Origin of the sequence: Chryseobacterium sp. WLY505 (assembly GCF_030846215.1) — a bacterium.
GTDB lineage: Bacteria > Bacteroidota > Bacteroidia > Flavobacteriales > Weeksellaceae > Chryseobacterium.
The window spans coordinates 367,935-383,787 of record NZ_JAVCWI010000002.1; the positions used below are offsets into that span (position 1 = coordinate 367,935).

A 15,853-nucleotide genomic window follows, 5' to 3' on the forward strand; every position below is an offset into this window, starting at 1 on the left:
CATAAAGGCTATTCGGTGAGAATAGCCTTGCTTTTTAATAAATCTTTATATTCTAATGCTTTCTTTTCAATCAGATGCCAGGAAGCATATCCAAACAGAATAGATAGCGGTAATGAAAGTATAAATAACATCGCTGTATCCAGTTTAAAGAAATACATCAGCGTCTGCTGTATAGGGAAAGAATAAATATAAATACCGTAAGAAGTATCTCCAATAGTTTCTCCAACTTTATTAAGATATCGGGTAGAGCTTTTCCCAAGAAGAATAACCAACAGAGGTAGGGTAATGTAGCAGGTATACTGATTAATATTTAAATAAACACTGGCAATAAGAACAGCGAAAGACAGTATAATAAGAATGTTTTCTGTTCTTTTATTGGTATTCAGATAAGTCATGATCATTCCTCCAACGAAAAAGCACATCAGATTATAAAAGTGATTACTTCCCAGTTCCATTTTCATGAATAGTCCATGAAGGAAATAGGGATGAAAAAGACTTAAGAGATAACTTGATATAAATAGAAGAATGATGACCGTTTTCACAAATGTCTTTTTCCTGATAAAGAAAAGTAGTGAAACCATGACATACATACTGAATTCATAACATATAGTCCACAAACTTCCATTGATACTATGTTTATAAGGATTGCTTTCGAAAACACCGTCGATACCTTTCTGACGGAAAAATAAAGTAATATTTTGAGGAATATATGTGTATACAGATTTGTTCTGTAAATAAGGAACAGAACTTTCATAGACTGCAGGTGCTAATAAAACAGTAAGAAAAAGTACCACTAAGAGTGCCGGAAAAAGTCGTAAAAGTCTTTTCCAGTAAAAATCGGGAAGACTTTTGCAACGAAGCAGACTTTTAAAAATCAGATATCCGGAGATAATAAAAAAACCATGAACTCCCAGATAAGAAAATTCCATCTGGCCGCTGGTAAGCTGTGACAGTAGATCACCATGAGCAGCTCCTGAAAGAGCATAGGAATGGGAAATGACAACAAAGCTTGCAAAAACAAGCCTTAGAAAGTCAAAATTATTACTCCTTGAATTCATATATTTGTGTTAATCTTTTATCCTCATCCAGTCTTTCAATCAACTTGTCAAGACCTTCAAATTTGATTTCATCATGAAGAAAATCCCTGAAACTTACCGTAATCTTTTCTTCATAAATATCATCATCAAAATCAAGGATATAAACTTCCACAGTTAGTTTTTCACCGTTTACCGTAGGATTGGTTCCCACGCTCAGCATTCCTTTATACTGGTTGCCTTTTACAAATACTTCTACAATATAAGCTCCTTTTTTAGGTAAAAGCTTGATAGATTCCGTATCAATATTAGCTGTTGGATATCCGATAGTTCTTCCAATCTTTTTTCCATGAACTACAGTTCCTGAAACAGAGTAGAAGTATCCCAGCATTTCGTTGGCCTCTTTAACATTTCCTGCTAAAAGCGCATTACGCACTTTCGTGGAACTGATATTATTTTCATGAATATTAATCGCTTCCATCTGTTCTACCTCAAAATCAAGTTCTTTTGATAATTTCTGAAGAAGCTCAAAATTTCCGCTTTTATTTTTTCCGAAAGAATGATCGTATCCTATAATAAGATATTTTACATTCAGTTTATCAACTAAAATCTGACGTACGAATTCTTCTCCGGTCAGATTTCTGAATTCTTCATCAAACTCTTTCAGGAACAAATTATCAATGCCATATTTCTCCACCAGCTGTTTCTTTTCTTCCAGTGTATTCAGGAGTTTTAAATCTTCATTAGGATTAAAAACAAATCTTGGATGCGGCCAGAAAGTAAGGATTGCTGTTTCCAGATTATTTTCTGTACCTATTTTAGTCAGTTCATCGATAATACTCTTGTGCCCTAGATGTACCCCGTCAAACATTCCTAAAGACAATGCTAATGGCTTCTGTGAGGAGTAATCTGTAAAATTCTTGAAAACTTTCAAAACGGAAAAATTTTGATTGCAAATATAAAACCTTTATTTTTAATGTAGCGGAGGGAACCTGAAAATTTGAAAATGAAAAATTTTGAAAATATTCTGCAATATTTAATACTATAATAACAAGAAATTGATGAATTGCAAATTTGCTGTTAAATATAATGATAAATATTGAATTTTACCTAGTAAATGACAAACTCATTCATCTCTTCAAAAGCATGATAAAAATCTTTTTTTTACCAATTGCGGGTTTATGAAGAATCACTATATTTGCACCAAGAAAAAATTTAGCAATGGCAAACCAAATTAAAGGTAAAATTTCTCAAATTATTGGTCCGGTAATCGACGTTGTCTTCACAGATGTGGAAGCTGTTCCAGCAATCTATGACGCGTTAGAAATTACAAAAGAAAACGGTGAAAAAGTAGTTTTAGAGGTAGAACAACATATTGGCGAAGATACAGTAAGATGTATCGCAATGGACGCTACTGACGGTCTTAAAAGAGGGCAGGACGTAATTGGATACGGAAATCCTATTATGATGCCTATCGGAGAGGCGGTAAACGGAAGACTATTCAACGTTGTTGGTGATGCTATCGATGGACTTCAAGATATTTCTAAGGATGGTGGTCTTCCAATTCACAGACCAGCTCCAAAATTTGATCAATTATCAACTTCAGCAGAAGTTTTATTTACAGGTATTAAAGTAATCGACCTAGTTGAGCCTTACGCAAAAGGAGGTAAAATTGGATTGTTCGGTGGAGCCGGTGTAGGTAAAACAGTATTGATCCAGGAGTTGATTAACAATATTGCAAAAGGACACGGAGGTCTTTCTGTATTCGCCGGAGTAGGTGAAAGAACGAGAGAAGGAAATGACCTTTTGAGAGAGATGTTGGAATCAGGTATTATCAAGTATGGTGATGATTTCATGCACTCTATGGAAAACGGAGGTTGGGATCTTTCTAAAGTAGACTTAGAAGCTATGAAAGATTCAAAAGCTGCATTCGTTTTCGGACAGATGAACGAGCCGCCAGGTGCAAGAGCGAGAGTAGCACTTTCTGGTCTTACATTGGCTGAGTACTACAGAGACGGTGGAGAAAGCGGACAAGGTAGAGATGTACTTTTCTTCGTGGACAACATCTTCCGTTTTACACAGGCTGGTTCTGAGGTATCTGCACTTCTTGGTCGTATGCCATCAGCAGTAGGTTACCAACCAACGCTAGCTTCTGAAATGGGTGCGATGCAGGAAAGAATTACTTCAACTAAAAATGGTTCAATTACTTCAGTACAGGCGGTATACGTACCTGCGGATGACTTAACTGACCCGGCTCCTGCAACTACGTTTGCTCACTTGGATGCAACTACAGTACTTGACAGAAAGATTGCTTCATTAGGTATCTATCCAGCGGTAGATCCACTAGCGTCTACTTCAAGAATCCTTGCTCCGGAAGTTATCGGTCACGATCACTACAACTGTGCTCAAAGAGTAAAAGAAATTCTTCAAAGATATAAAGCACTTCAGGATATCATTGCAATCCTTGGTATGGAAGAACTTTCTGAAGAAGATAAAGCTGTTGTATACCGTGCAAGAAAAGTTCAGAGATTCTTATCTCAGCCTTTCCACGTAGCAGAGCAGTTTACGGGTATCCCAGGATCATTGGTAGACATCAAAGATACAATCAAAGGATTCAACATGATTATGGATGGTGAATTAGATCACTTACCAGAAGCAGCTTTCAACTTGAAAGGAACCATCGAAGAAGCTATCGAAGCAGGACAAAAAATGTTAGCTGAAAACGCATAAATTATTAACAATTTGAGATTTGAAATTTGAAATTCGATGAGTAATTTCAAATTTCAAACATCAAATTTCAAATTTGTTTCTATGAATATAAAAATTTTAACACCAGAATACGTAGTTTTTGAAGGAGAAGTAGACTCAGTATTATTGCCTGGAAAAAATGGTGAATTTCACATCATGAAAAACCACGCAGGAATTGTTTCTTCTTTAATCGGTGGTGATGTAAAGCTTTTTGCTAATTCTATTGATGAGGCTTATGCTAAAAACTTCACTAAAGAAACTGGAAAAGACTCTGTTTTTGCTTATGCTATCAAAAGCGGTGTTGTAGAATTTAATCATAATAAAGGAATTATCCTTTGTGAATAATTAAATGAAAAGCTAAATATATTTTCAAGAAAGTGTAACTTTGTGTTACACTTTTTTTTATTGATGTAAAAGTCTGATGGTATGAAGAAAGGCATAATCATATTCTTTACAGTTCTGGGTGTTTTCCTCCATGCCCAGAATATTAAAACCAAGAGAGGAATTATTAATCTTGACGGTATTCCGGTAGCTAAGCTCTCCAACAAATCCAGCGAATATACTTTTATGGATTTAAAAGAGACTCCGCTCTATACGATAAAATTTATTGATAAAAGCATCGTTGATTCCGTTCGTGACAGCTATATCAGTGTCAACAGAGTCTACAACAGGGATAAAACTATCGAAATTGATTATTCATCACCTTCTGCATTTTCCGGAGAAGAAAAATCGGCTGTCTTTACTTCAGTTAAAGATCTTAAAATCATTGATAACAAAGGAATCAATGTCAAAAATCTCGATGAGCTTTTCTCCAATGTACCCAAGAGAAAACTGGATACCAAGACGAAAGATGCATATGCCATCCGAAAGAAAATTGATAAAATGAATATTGAGGTCAATAAAGTAGGAGAGATCCTTAGTAATGGCGTTCCTGTAGGGTATTTTACCAATCTGCCGGTAAGTTTTGGTTCGGAAGATACCATTATGGACAAAACACCTATTGATATTGAAATCTATGATGCTAAAAGTAAACTTATCGGAAGATATATCACCACAACAAAACAGCTGAAAACAGCGGGTGGAAAGTCTTTTACAATCTATAGGGAAATGTCGGGCAGAGCTTCTATCCTGAAGTTTCCGACTTACAAAGCACTTGCAGAACGCATGGCCATTATGGATCCCAATTTTATCAAAATACAGGAAAAAGTAAACGTAGGTACTGTTTCAAAAGAGACCCCTAATTAATGTAATACAGATTTTATCAATAGGAACGGGCTTTAGCCCGTTTTTTTATTATGGATCAAATTCATCCGGCTTTAGCCAAAACTCTAAACCACCCCGTCAAAAATTCTTTGAATGTTTTGCCACCCCTCCGGAGGAGGGGAATATTTTGCCGGTTTATATATGGCAGTTAGAGATTTGGATTTGATTCCTTCGGTATGAAAAATAGAAGATTTTATTCTCTTAAATCAAAATCTGCGTAATCTGCAAAATCAGCGAGAGGTTATCATTCAATCGAAACAGGTTTTATTCATACAGAAAATTAACAATTCATAGAAAATTGTGTCTTTTTAAAAAATCCCTGAGAAAAAAGTGAAAATTTTTATAAACTTAAAATCACCCCATTTTCCTTCAATTGCTGTATCGGTTTTGAGAACCAGAATAACTCAAAATCATCGAAATTTTCTTCAAATTGATTCTTAAGTTGTTGAACTGTAGGTTTTTTAGAATTTTCAATAGCATTTTCTTCCAATACATTCATTAGCCATTTTGCCTTTTCCTGTTCCAGCTCCACCTTCACAATATTGGTTTTTAAGTGGAATGTAAGCAACGTATACGTACCAGAATATTTCTTTTTATTTTTTACGCGATTCTCAGCGATTACATTTTTGGTTAAAAAGACAACTTTTGAATTTGCTTTCATACTGAACTGTTCATCTTCCAAAAGGCAGTCATGAATATAATCCGGGTGAATGGTAGTTCTTGGAATTTTAAAATCAAACCATTCCTGAAGCGGCAGTTCGAAATTGACACCATGCATATAATTAAACAGAGATTTTTTTAATCCGAAGCTGAACTTATTGTGATCGATTCCGGTTTTATCTTTAAAGTCAATATCATTATTGGCAAACAAAATTTCCTGCTTTATCGGAACCACTCCAAAATCTTCAGGGTTGATTCCTACAGGTGAATGGGCTGTCATGGCAAACTGATGCCAGAAACCACTTTGAAGAATTCCCATCTCAAACATCTGCCGAATCATTTCCAGAGAATCTACTGTTTCCTGAACGGTTTGGGTAGGGTAGCCATACATCAGATAAGCATGAACCATAATTCCGGCTTCTGTAAAGTTTCTTGTTACATTCGCTACCTGATCTACAGAAACTCCTTTATCAATTAATTTCAGCAATCGGTCACTGGCCACTTCCAGGCCACCGGAAACGGCAACACATCCCGAAAGTTTCAGAAGATAGCAGAGATCACGGGTGAAGCTTTTTTCAAAACGGATATTGGTCCACCATGTAACCACAAGATTTCTTCTGAGAATTTCCAGAGCAACCTCCCTCATTAAGGCAGGTGGTGCTGCTTCATCTACAAAATGGAATCCTGTTTCGCCGGTTGTACGGATTAATTCTTCAATACGGTCTACCAGAATTTTAGCAGAAATAGGTTCGTAGATTTTAATATAGTCTAAAGAAATATCACAGAATGTACATTTTCCCCAGTAGCATCCGTGTGCCATCGTCAGTTTGTTCCATCGTCCATCACTCCATAAACTGTGCATCGGATTGGCAATTTCGATAACGGAAATATACTGATCAAGTTTTAAATCTGTATAATCAGGAGTTCCTATTTCAGACTGTTTGAAGTCGTGTCTTTTAGAATTGTTCTTGTAGACAACTTCTTTATTTTCGAGAAGAAAAGTTCTTTTAAACTCTCCGTCTTCAGATACAGTTTCTAAATTCTGGTAAAGAAGTTCCAGAGGAAGTTCACCATCATCTAAAGTAATAAAATCAAAAAACTCGAATACCCTCTGATCTTTGACTTCCCTTAATTCCGTATTGGGAAATCCTCCTCCCATAGCAATTTTAATGTGAGGATAATGCTTTTTGATCCATTGGGCACATTTGAATCCGGAATATAGATTACCAGGAAACGGGATGGAAAAACAAACAAGCTTTGGCTGAACAGTTTCAATTTTTTCCTGAAGAATTTTTAAAGTGAACTCATCTATAAATGTAGGTTCACCAGATAGTTTAGAATATAATTCATCGAAAGAATTAGCACTTTTTCCAAGGCGTTCCGCATATCTGCTGAAGCCAAAATCAGCATCAATATTTTCTACAATATAGTCGGAAATATCTTCCAGGTACAAAGTTGCCAGATGTTTGGCTTTATCCTGAAGTCCCATATTTCCAAAAGCAAATTCCATATCATCCAGCTGGTTGAAACGGGAAGCTTCGGGAAGAAAGTTCATGCTGCAGATCTGCCTTGCCAATGTAGGAGTTTTATCCTGTAAAAAAGTAATGACCTGATCTATCGTTTTTAAATATTCTTCTCTTAAGGCATAAATTCTCTGGGAATTTTCAGAGGTATCCTGAAGGTCAATTTCTTTACTGAAAATCTTCTGAATTCCATCCTTTGAAAATAATTCCAAAATAACATCGATCCCCAAATCTACCTGATAGCTTGAAATATTCTTGGTATTTAAAAACCCTTTTATATAAGCTGTTGCAGGATAAGGAGTATTAAGTTGGGTAAAAGGCGGAGTAATAAGAAGCAGGTCTTTCAACAGAAATTTTTTGCAAAGTTATTCTAAAGTTTTTTTAGAAAAAAATTTTTTCTCCTGATTATAAACAGTGAAGAAAAGTCTTTAGAGATATTGCATTTTATTACTATTCGATTTTCTTGATTCTTCTTATTGCCAATTCATAAAAACAATAAATTATTTTAGAACAAATTAGAAGGTTTATTAAACAAAGCATCCGGCGAATAGCTGTCAATAAATGTCAAAAAAGCATCTTCTTCAAAATATCCGTCTTCATCCAGAATTTCAGCTTTCAGCAATCCGATTTCACCTGGTTTTTCAAGGCTTATATTTTCGATAAACTTTCCGGTTTTCCCTGTTATTTCATTATGAAAACTGATTAAGTATCTGGAATAAATATTTCCTTCAGCTACAGTGTAATGTCCGTTTTCTGCAATAAGAGAAGTCATAATGCTTCCTCCGATATAGGTTTCATTATCATTCCCCGAAGCCCCAAACAATACTTTTGAGGTAACATTTCCGGAGCAATATAATGACCCGTTGACGATAATATTTTCAGCTTGTATATTACCTGTAACAATGAGAACAATATAATCTTCCACAAACAGTTTTTTGGATAGCTGAAGATCACCTTCTATAAGAATTATTTTGTATCCTTCATCTTCAGTGGTAATTAATTCAAGAGAAATGCTGTCTTCATTTTCTATAAGAACAATTTCAGGGGCATTATCCTCATTGTTGATATACAGAGAAGCATCTTTGATCTTTTCTGCTGTTTCATCATCCAGCATTTCGAGAAATTCAGCCAGGCTTTCCTCGTCTAAATAGCTTTCATTGAAAAAATTGTTTTCCAGGGCTTCATGAACAATGCTATATAGATCTTCTGATTTTTCTTTGAGCTGTTTGTATAATTGGTCTTTGGTAAGTTTTTGCAATTCTTTCATCGGTTTTTAAAAGTATATACATGGATCTATTCAGTGGGGGAAACACCTGTTAATAGACCAATGCAATATAATCAGATAAATTTGGTTATGCCATAAAGTGATGTATTTATTTTTTCAAATATTTTTCTTATAGATGATTTCTTAAGTTCAGAAATTATATTCCTTTCACTGCAAATCTGTTTTTTTGAGACTTCCTTTACGATAAATGAATGCTGATATAAAAGAGATCAGGTGGAATTAATTATATGATGATACTTTATATCGGCATATTAATCTGTTTTAAATATGTCCTATTTTCTTTTGATCTCCGATTACATTAAGAGTAACTCCGAAAAGAATTAAAGTAATCCCGATGAGCAGATTGGGTGTAAATTTTTCGTGAAACATCAAAACACTGATCAATACAGCAACTACAGGTTCCAAAGCTCCTAAAATGGCAACAGGAGTAGATCCGATATATTTGATAGCAAATACAAGACATAAGCTGGAAATAACTGTAGTCAGAAATGCGAAAATAAGGAAGTTAATAAAAACTGCTGTTGAAGGAATAGCAAAAGATTCATTGGCCATCAAAGCTTTGGTCATAAAGAACATGGAGGTGAAAAGCATAGAATAAAACGTAAGCTTAAATCCTGAAACCTTTATATTTGATTTGTTGACGATCACCATATATAAAGCATAGAATAGTGAGCTGAGCATTACGATTCCCAATCCTGCAAAATTGATTTCCAGTCCATTTCCCTTCAAACACAAAACGATTACTCCAGCGAAAGCAAGAAGTAAAGATGCTCCTGATAGCCTGGTCAATCTCTCTTTGTAAAAGAAAAGCATGATGAGTGCTACAATAATCGGGTAAATAAATAAAACGGTAGAGGCAATTCCCGGCGTGAGGAAATCATAGCCTAAAAACAGAAACTCTGAAGAAAGAGCATAGCAAATTCCAAGGATGGCCAGAATTAAGGCCTCTTTTTTATTGATTTTAAAACTCTCTTTGGAATACAGCAGATATCCTCCCACCATTAAAGCTGAAAAGAAAAATCTGTAAAACAGCGTAATATCCATTGAAAAGTGCGCCCGCTTCACAGGCAGAATAAAAATAGGAATCAGACCATAGGAAACGGCTGATAAAATTCCCAGTGTGTAACCTCTAAGTTTCATGTGCTTTATAGTTATTAAACAAAAAAACCACTGAATCAATCAGTGGCTTTCTTTTATTTTTAAGATATTAAATCGGTTTAAAACTTAATCCTTGTTCCTGCAGTAATTTTTGTTCCTGCTCTTTGTAGTAGCCACCTACTAATTTATCATGAATTGCTTCAAACGCTGCCAGAGTTTCATTGATCTCTGCATCGGTATGAGAAGCGGTAGGAATAAGCCTTAAAAGAATCATTCCCTTCGGAATGACCGGATATACCACCACAGAGGTGAAGATACCGTAATTTTCTCTTAAATCTTTTACCAATAGAGTAGCCTCTACAGGAGTTCCCTGCATCATTACCGGAGTTACACAAGTATTGGTGTCTCCAATATTGAATCCTCTTTCGGTAAGACCATTCTGTAATTTGTAAACATTCTCCCAAAGTTTAGCTTTGATCTCAGGTCTTGATCTCAATAGCTCCAGTCTTTTTAATCCTCCGATTACCATTGGCATCGTAAGAGATTTTGCAAAGATTTGTGATCTTAAGTTGAATTTCAGATATCTGATTATTTCTTTGTCACCCGCAAGGAATGCTCCGAAACCTGCCATAGATTTAGCAAAAGTAGAGAAGTATACATCAATCTGATCGTTACAGTCCTGCTCTTCACCTACACCTGCCCCTGTTGTTCCAAGTGTTCCGAAACCATGAGCATCATCTACTAAAAGTCTGAACTGGTATTTAGATTTAAGATCGCAGATCTCTTTAATTTTTCCCTGTTGTCCTCTCATCCCGAAAACACCTTCCGTAATCACAAGAATACCTCCTCCTGTTTCTTCAGCTACCTTGGTTGCTCTCTGAAGGTTTTTCTCAAGACTTGCCATATCATTGTGCTTGTAGGTAAATCTTTTACCGGAATGAAGTCTTACTCCATCCACGATGCAGGCATGAGAATCCATATCATAAACAATAACATCATTTCTGCTTACCAAAGCATCAATGGTAGAAACCATTCCCTGATAACCGAAATTCAATAGATAAGCTGATTCTTTTTTTACGAAGTCCGCCAATTCTCTTTCCAGCTGAAGGTGCTGATCTGTTTCTCCAGACATTGCTCTTGCTCCCATTGGATAGAACATTCCGTATTCTGCAGCCGCTTTTGCATCCGCTTCTATTACTTCAGGATGATTACACAATCCTAAATAATCATTGGCACTCCAGAAAATTACTTCTCTCCCCTGAAACTGCATTCTAGGGCCGATAGGTCCCTCTAATCTCGGGAAAATAAAATAGCCTTCACCATAATCTGCAAATTGTCCAAGTGGTCCTGGATTTTCTTTTATTCTTTCAAAAATATCCAACATTGTATCGTAATTTTTAAGTAAAAAAGCCTTTTTTGTCTGAACACGCAAAAGGCTTTATTTGTATCGTGATTTTATTCGTTCTTATTTGATAAACTCCGTTTTGAAAACTTCGTCGTAATTGTGAACACAGTTGTTGACAAATCCCTGTTCGGCCATCCATTTATCACTATATACTTTTGTGATATATCGGGAACCGTGGTCAGGATATATTAAAACAACTATATCATTTTCTGTAAGCTCATGAGACTGGGCATACTGCATCAATCCCTGGGTTACAGCTCCGGTAGTATAACCTCCCATAATAGCTTCTTTCAAAGCGATTTCACGGGTTCTGTACGCGGACATTTCATCATTTACTCTTACAAACTCATCTACTTTGTCAAAAAGCAGGGCAGAAGGGATCAGGTTTTTACCCATTCCTTCAATCTGATAAGGATGTACATCTTCTTTGTGGATTTCTCCTGTCTCGTGATAACTTTTCAGGATAGAACCATCTGCGTCTACTCCGATAATCTTGATATCCGGATTTTTTTCTTTCAGAAACTTCGCAGAACCCGACAGCGTGCCACCCGTTCCGGTGCAGGCAAAAAGGTGAGTAATCTTACCTTCTGTCTGTTCCCAGATCTCGGGACCTGTTGTCTGATAATGTGCATCAATATTAAGCTCATTAAAATATTGATTGATGTAAATAGAATTAGGAGTTTCCTGAGCGATTCTTTTAGCTACTTCATAATATGATCTCGGATCATCTGCCGGTACATTGGCCGGGCATATATACACCGTGGCTCCCAATGCTTTCAGATAAGCAATTTTTTCAGGTTTTGTTTTATCACTTACTGCAAGAATACATTTATATCCCTTAATGATACACACCATCGCAATAGAAAACCCGGTATTACCGGAAGTAGTTTCTACAACTACAGAATCTTCCTTTAAAAGGCCTTTTTTCTCTGCGTTTTCTATAATATGAAGTGCGATTCGGTCTTTGGTGGAATGTCCAGGATTATATGATTCTAACTTGGCGTAAACGGTTGCTGGAATATCTTTTGTAACAGTATTTAGCTTCACCATCGGAGTGTGTCCTATCAGGCCAAGAATATTATCGTAAACATTACTCATTATTTGTTATTTTCAATAAAAATCTGACTGCAAAAATACAAAAAAATAAATAATTACTAAACTTTTGTTTGATTTCTAGGGCATAGTTTGTAAAAAAATATTTTAGTATTTTCAGTTTTGACACGAGTATAATCGCAAATACTACGCCAAAATTTTTAAATTTTGTTAAAACCCGCATAAAATAAGATAAAAGCCTTATTTTCGCATAATTGATTTAATACTATGAAAAATTGGACTTTTAGGCAATGGAACACCGTTTCAGGATGGGTGATTTTCGTTATTGCTTTCTTCACGTACTTGTCCACCATAGAACCCAATTTCAGTTTCTGGGATTGTGGCGAGTACATTTCTTCTGCAGTAAAACTTGAAGTAACGCATGCTCCCGGAGCTGCTTTATTCCAGATAGTGGGTGCCGTGGCAGCCATTTTTGCATTAGGGAAAGGCGAAAACTATTCTATCGTGATCAACGCGATGTCTGCATTGTTCAGTGCGCTGACTATTTTATTTTTGTTTTGGACGATCACCCATTTTGTGAGAAGACTTTTAAACAAAGATTTTGAAGAAATTACAAAACATCAGGAAATTTCTATTTTATTTGCAGGAGCAGTAGGAGCACTTTGCTTTACGTTCTCAGATACATTCTGGTTTTCGGCAGTAGAAGGAGAGGTTTACTCTATGGCTTCAATGTTTATCGCGCTTTTGGTCTGGTTAATCACCAAATGGGAGAATGAATATCAGGCGGGAGACAGTGAAAGATGGATTATTCTTATTTTCTTCGTTTTAGGACTTTCTGTGGGAGTACACATGATGTGTATGCTTGCAATTCCTGCAGTATGTCTGGTATACTATGCAAGAAATTACAAGTTTACCTGGAAAAACTTTATCTGGGCAAACCTTATTACATTAGGGATTTTGATTATTGTTTTCAAAATTATCTTCCCTTTAATTATGACCATGTTCGGAAGACTTGAGATTTTCTTCGTGAATGGTCTTGGACTTCCTTTCCACTCCGGAACCATTGCAGCGTTTATTTTAATGGTAGCGATTTGCTATTTCTTAATCAAATATGCAAGAAAAGCAAAAAGAAACATTTATCAGACAGCTGCATTATCTGTAGTTTTCATGATGATCGGATTCTCCTGCTGGATGGTTATTCCTATAAGAGCGAATGCTAATCCGCCGATGAACCTTAATGATCCGGATACAGCAATTGGTATGCTGGATTATTATAACAGAGAGCAGTATGGTGACTGGCCAACGATTTACGGACAAAACTACACGGCTTTCCTTGATGCTAACGGAATTGAGAAAAACGAAGACGGAAGTTTTAAGACACAGAAAACCGGAGAAATTTACGAAAAAGACGAAAAAACCGGAACTTACAGAAAAACCGGAGACCGTTTCAATTATGTATTCAACAAGTCTCAGGTAAGCTTAATGCCAAGAATGTTTAATGAGGACAAGGATGTAATGGCGAACTATATTTCTATGTATGGTGCTCCTGATTTTACATTCAACTATGCGAATGAAGATGTGGCAGACAATCCGCAGGCTAAGCAGATTTTTGATGAACTGAGAGCTAAATATGAAGACAAATCCATTACTGCTTCAGATTATCTGAAAGTAAAACCTTATAACCTGATCAATGTTCAGAAGCCTTCATTCCTTCAGAATATGGATTATTTTATCACTTTCCAGAACGGATATTACTTTGTAAGATACCTGATGTGGAACTTCGTAGGAAGACAGAATGATCTTGAAGGAAACATGGAAAGCACAAAAGGAAACTGGATTTCCGGTATTCCTTTTATTGATAATGCTACGGTGGGAAATCAGGATAAAATGCCTGCTAAATTCAAGAATGAAAGTACGGTAAAATTCTTCTTTCTTCCATTAATTTTAGGTTTAATCGGATTCTTTTTCCAATTGAACAGAGACTTCGGAAGATTCTATGCCCTGTTATCTTTATTTATTCTAACAAGTGTAGGGATTATCTTCTACACTGGCGTAAAACCTTTTGAACCGAGAGAAAGAGATTATGCAATGGTAGGTTCATTCTATGCATTTGCGATCTGGATCGGATTGGGGGCAGGAGCCATCCTATGGTTCTTACAGTCTAAAATAAAATCAAACGGAGCTAACATTGCTTTAGGAGTGGTTTTATTAGGAGTACCTTTCATGATGGGCTTCCAGAACTATAATGTTCATGACAGAAGCAACAGATATACAGCATATGATTATGCGTATTCAGTGTTAAAATCATTACCGAAAAACGATATCCTTTTCGTGTACGGAGATAATGATACTTACCCGGTTTGGGCGATCCAGGAGACAGAGCAGTTCAGAGATGATGTGAAGGTAGTGAACTTTACTCTTGCTTCAACTCCATGGAATCTGGATCAGGTAAAAAGAAGAACGTATAATGCGATGGGAATCCCTAGCCAATTGACACACGAAGATTACAGAGATGGGGTAAATGATCAGATCTATATGATGAAGAAGGAAGATTGGGAAGGTGTTTTCTCTATGCTGAAAGAGCAGGGAGCTCCGGAAACAGAATTCCAGTCGTTCAGAAAATATCTTACTCAGGATTCTTTAACGTTGAAACAAGCAATTGAATTCATTAAGTTCAAATCTCCTGAAAAAGATGAGTTATTAAAAATGTATTTTGGAGAAGAGAAATTTGAAAAATACAATATCCTTCCGGTAAACAAATTTATCCTTCCTGTGAATAAAGAAAATGCTTTAAAAGCAGGAATCATCAACAAAGAAGATCTTCCAAACGTAGCCAATCAGATCATGATTACTTACAAAGGAAACACGCTTTATAAGAACAACCTGATTTTGATGGATCTTTTAGCGAACTTCGACTGGAAGCGTCCGATCAACTTCTCATCAGGAGGTATTTACGACAGTGAGAATATTTTCTATCTTAACGATTATCTTCAGTTTGATGGATTCAGTTACAGATTAATTCCTATCCAGACACCTCCGAGCGCTGATGGAGATATGGGAAGAGTGGATGCCAATTCTCTTTATAATGTAGTGAAAAACTTCAGATGGGGGAACTTTAAGAATTTAAATGCTCACTTTGATGAAACAGCTACTTCCAATATCATCAGCTACAGAATGTCAGCAAGCAGAGCGGCTTCAGCCCTGGCATTAAGTGGACAGAAAGCTAAAGCATTAGAAATTCTGGATCTTGCAGCGAAAGAAATTCCGGCAGAGAAATATAATGATCCTCGTTCTTTAAGTTCAATTGTTTCAGGATATATTATCGCTGGTCAGGAGCAGAAAGGTCTTCAGATTGCTGAGGTACTTAAGAAAGGAATCTTCGAAGAGTATGATTATTATTTAAGTCTTTCCAAAGCGGATCAAAGCTACCTGAGAAGACAAATGAGAACAAAACCTATGGAATACTCTCTTGTGGTTTCTGCAGTAACAGATGCTTACACCAAGATTGGACAGAAAGAAAAAGCATATGCTTATCTGGTAAAATCCATAGAGCCGATTGACAAGAAGTTCAATGTATTTATCAAAGATCTTCAGGAAATGGGAAGAGATAAGGCGATGAAAGAGTCTGAAAATGTTCAGCAGATCACGCCATTCTATCAGTACTTATTTGATGTCATGGAACCTTATGATTCTACGTATTCAAAAGAAAAGGAAAGTCAGATTACCAACGCGATTATTAAAGCGACAAAATAAAAATACTTTAAAACGGAACTTCGGTTCCGTT

General features: G+C 36.1%; 11 protein-coding genes. 4 read left to right on the forward strand and 7 right to left on the reverse strand.

Annotated features, from left to right (window positions below):
• Positions 1 to 8: 8 nt before the first annotated feature.
• Positions 9 to 1,058, reverse strand: a complete 1,050-nt coding sequence (locus tag RAH34_RS07155; protein WP_306595637.1) for an acyltransferase — start codon at positions 1,056 to 1,058, stop codon at positions 9 to 11.
• Positions 1,042 to 1,968: a bifunctional riboflavin kinase/FAD synthetase gene (locus tag RAH34_RS07160; protein WP_114822339.1), complete on the reverse strand. Its 927-nt coding sequence runs from the start codon at positions 1,966 to 1,968 to the stop codon at positions 1,042 to 1,044. Before RAH34_RS07160 ends, RAH34_RS07155 begins: the two co-directional genes overlap by 17 nt.
• A gap of 287 nt (positions 1,969 to 2,255) precedes the next feature.
• Here RAH34_RS07160 and atpD point away from each other — a divergent pair, with 287 nt between their 5' ends.
• The 3 genes from atpD (at position 2,256) to RAH34_RS07175 (ending at position 5,027) form a co-directional block, all read left to right on the forward strand.
• Positions 2,256 to 3,764, forward strand: coding sequence for a F0F1 ATP synthase subunit beta (gene atpD / locus RAH34_RS07165; protein WP_062674887.1), 1,509 nt, complete (start codon positions 2,256 to 2,258; stop codon positions 3,762 to 3,764).
• A gap of 81 nt (positions 3,765 to 3,845) precedes the next feature.
• Entirely contained in the window at positions 3,846 to 4,127 is a 282-nt protein-coding gene (locus RAH34_RS07170) for a F0F1 ATP synthase subunit epsilon (protein WP_034697749.1), read from the forward strand.
• Between the two features lie 81 nt (positions 4,128 to 4,208).
• On the forward strand, positions 4,209 to 5,027 hold the full coding sequence (locus RAH34_RS07175; RefSeq protein WP_306595638.1) for a hypothetical protein: 819 nt from the start codon (positions 4,209 to 4,211) through the stop codon (positions 5,025 to 5,027).
• 358 nt (positions 5,028 to 5,385) lie between these two features.
• Here RAH34_RS07175 and RAH34_RS07180 read toward each other — a convergent pair whose 3' ends face one another.
• The 5 genes from RAH34_RS07180 to RAH34_RS07200 all read right to left on the reverse strand — a co-directional run bounded on the left by RAH34_RS07180 (position 5,386) and on the right by RAH34_RS07200 (position 12,114).
• Positions 5,386 to 7,575 carry a radical SAM protein gene (locus RAH34_RS07180; RefSeq protein ID WP_306595639.1) on the reverse strand — a complete coding sequence of 730 codons (2,190 nt, stop codon included), beginning with the start codon at positions 7,573 to 7,575 and terminating at the stop codon, positions 5,386 to 5,388.
• 158 nt (positions 7,576 to 7,733) lie between these two features.
• Positions 7,734 to 8,495 carry a hypothetical protein gene (locus RAH34_RS07185; RefSeq protein ID WP_306595640.1) on the reverse strand — a complete coding sequence of 254 codons (762 nt, stop codon included), beginning with the start codon at positions 8,493 to 8,495 and terminating at the stop codon, positions 7,734 to 7,736.
• A gap of 279 nt (positions 8,496 to 8,774) precedes the next feature.
• A complete protein-coding gene (locus RAH34_RS07190; protein WP_306595641.1) occupies positions 8,775 to 9,653 on the reverse strand; it encodes a DMT family transporter in 879 nt (292 codons plus the stop codon).
• Positions 9,654 to 9,720: 67 nt separating this feature from the next.
• Positions 9,721 to 10,992 carry a pyridoxal phosphate-dependent aminotransferase family protein gene (locus RAH34_RS07195; protein ID WP_306595838.1) on the reverse strand — a complete coding sequence of 424 codons (1,272 nt, stop codon included), beginning with the start codon at positions 10,990 to 10,992 and terminating at the stop codon, positions 9,721 to 9,723.
• Positions 10,993 to 11,076: 84 nt separating this feature from the next.
• Positions 11,077 to 12,114, reverse strand: a complete 1,038-nt coding sequence (locus RAH34_RS07200; protein ID WP_034697765.1) for a PLP-dependent cysteine synthase family protein — start codon at positions 12,112 to 12,114, stop codon at positions 11,077 to 11,079.
• 222 nt (positions 12,115 to 12,336) lie between these two features.
• Between RAH34_RS07200 and RAH34_RS07205 the strand changes: the two genes are divergently transcribed.
• On the forward strand, positions 12,337 to 15,822 hold the full coding sequence (locus RAH34_RS07205) for a DUF2723 domain-containing protein (protein ID WP_306595642.1): 3,486 nt from the start codon (positions 12,337 to 12,339) through the stop codon (positions 15,820 to 15,822).
• The last annotated feature ends 31 nt before the right edge of the window (positions 15,823 to 15,853 follow it).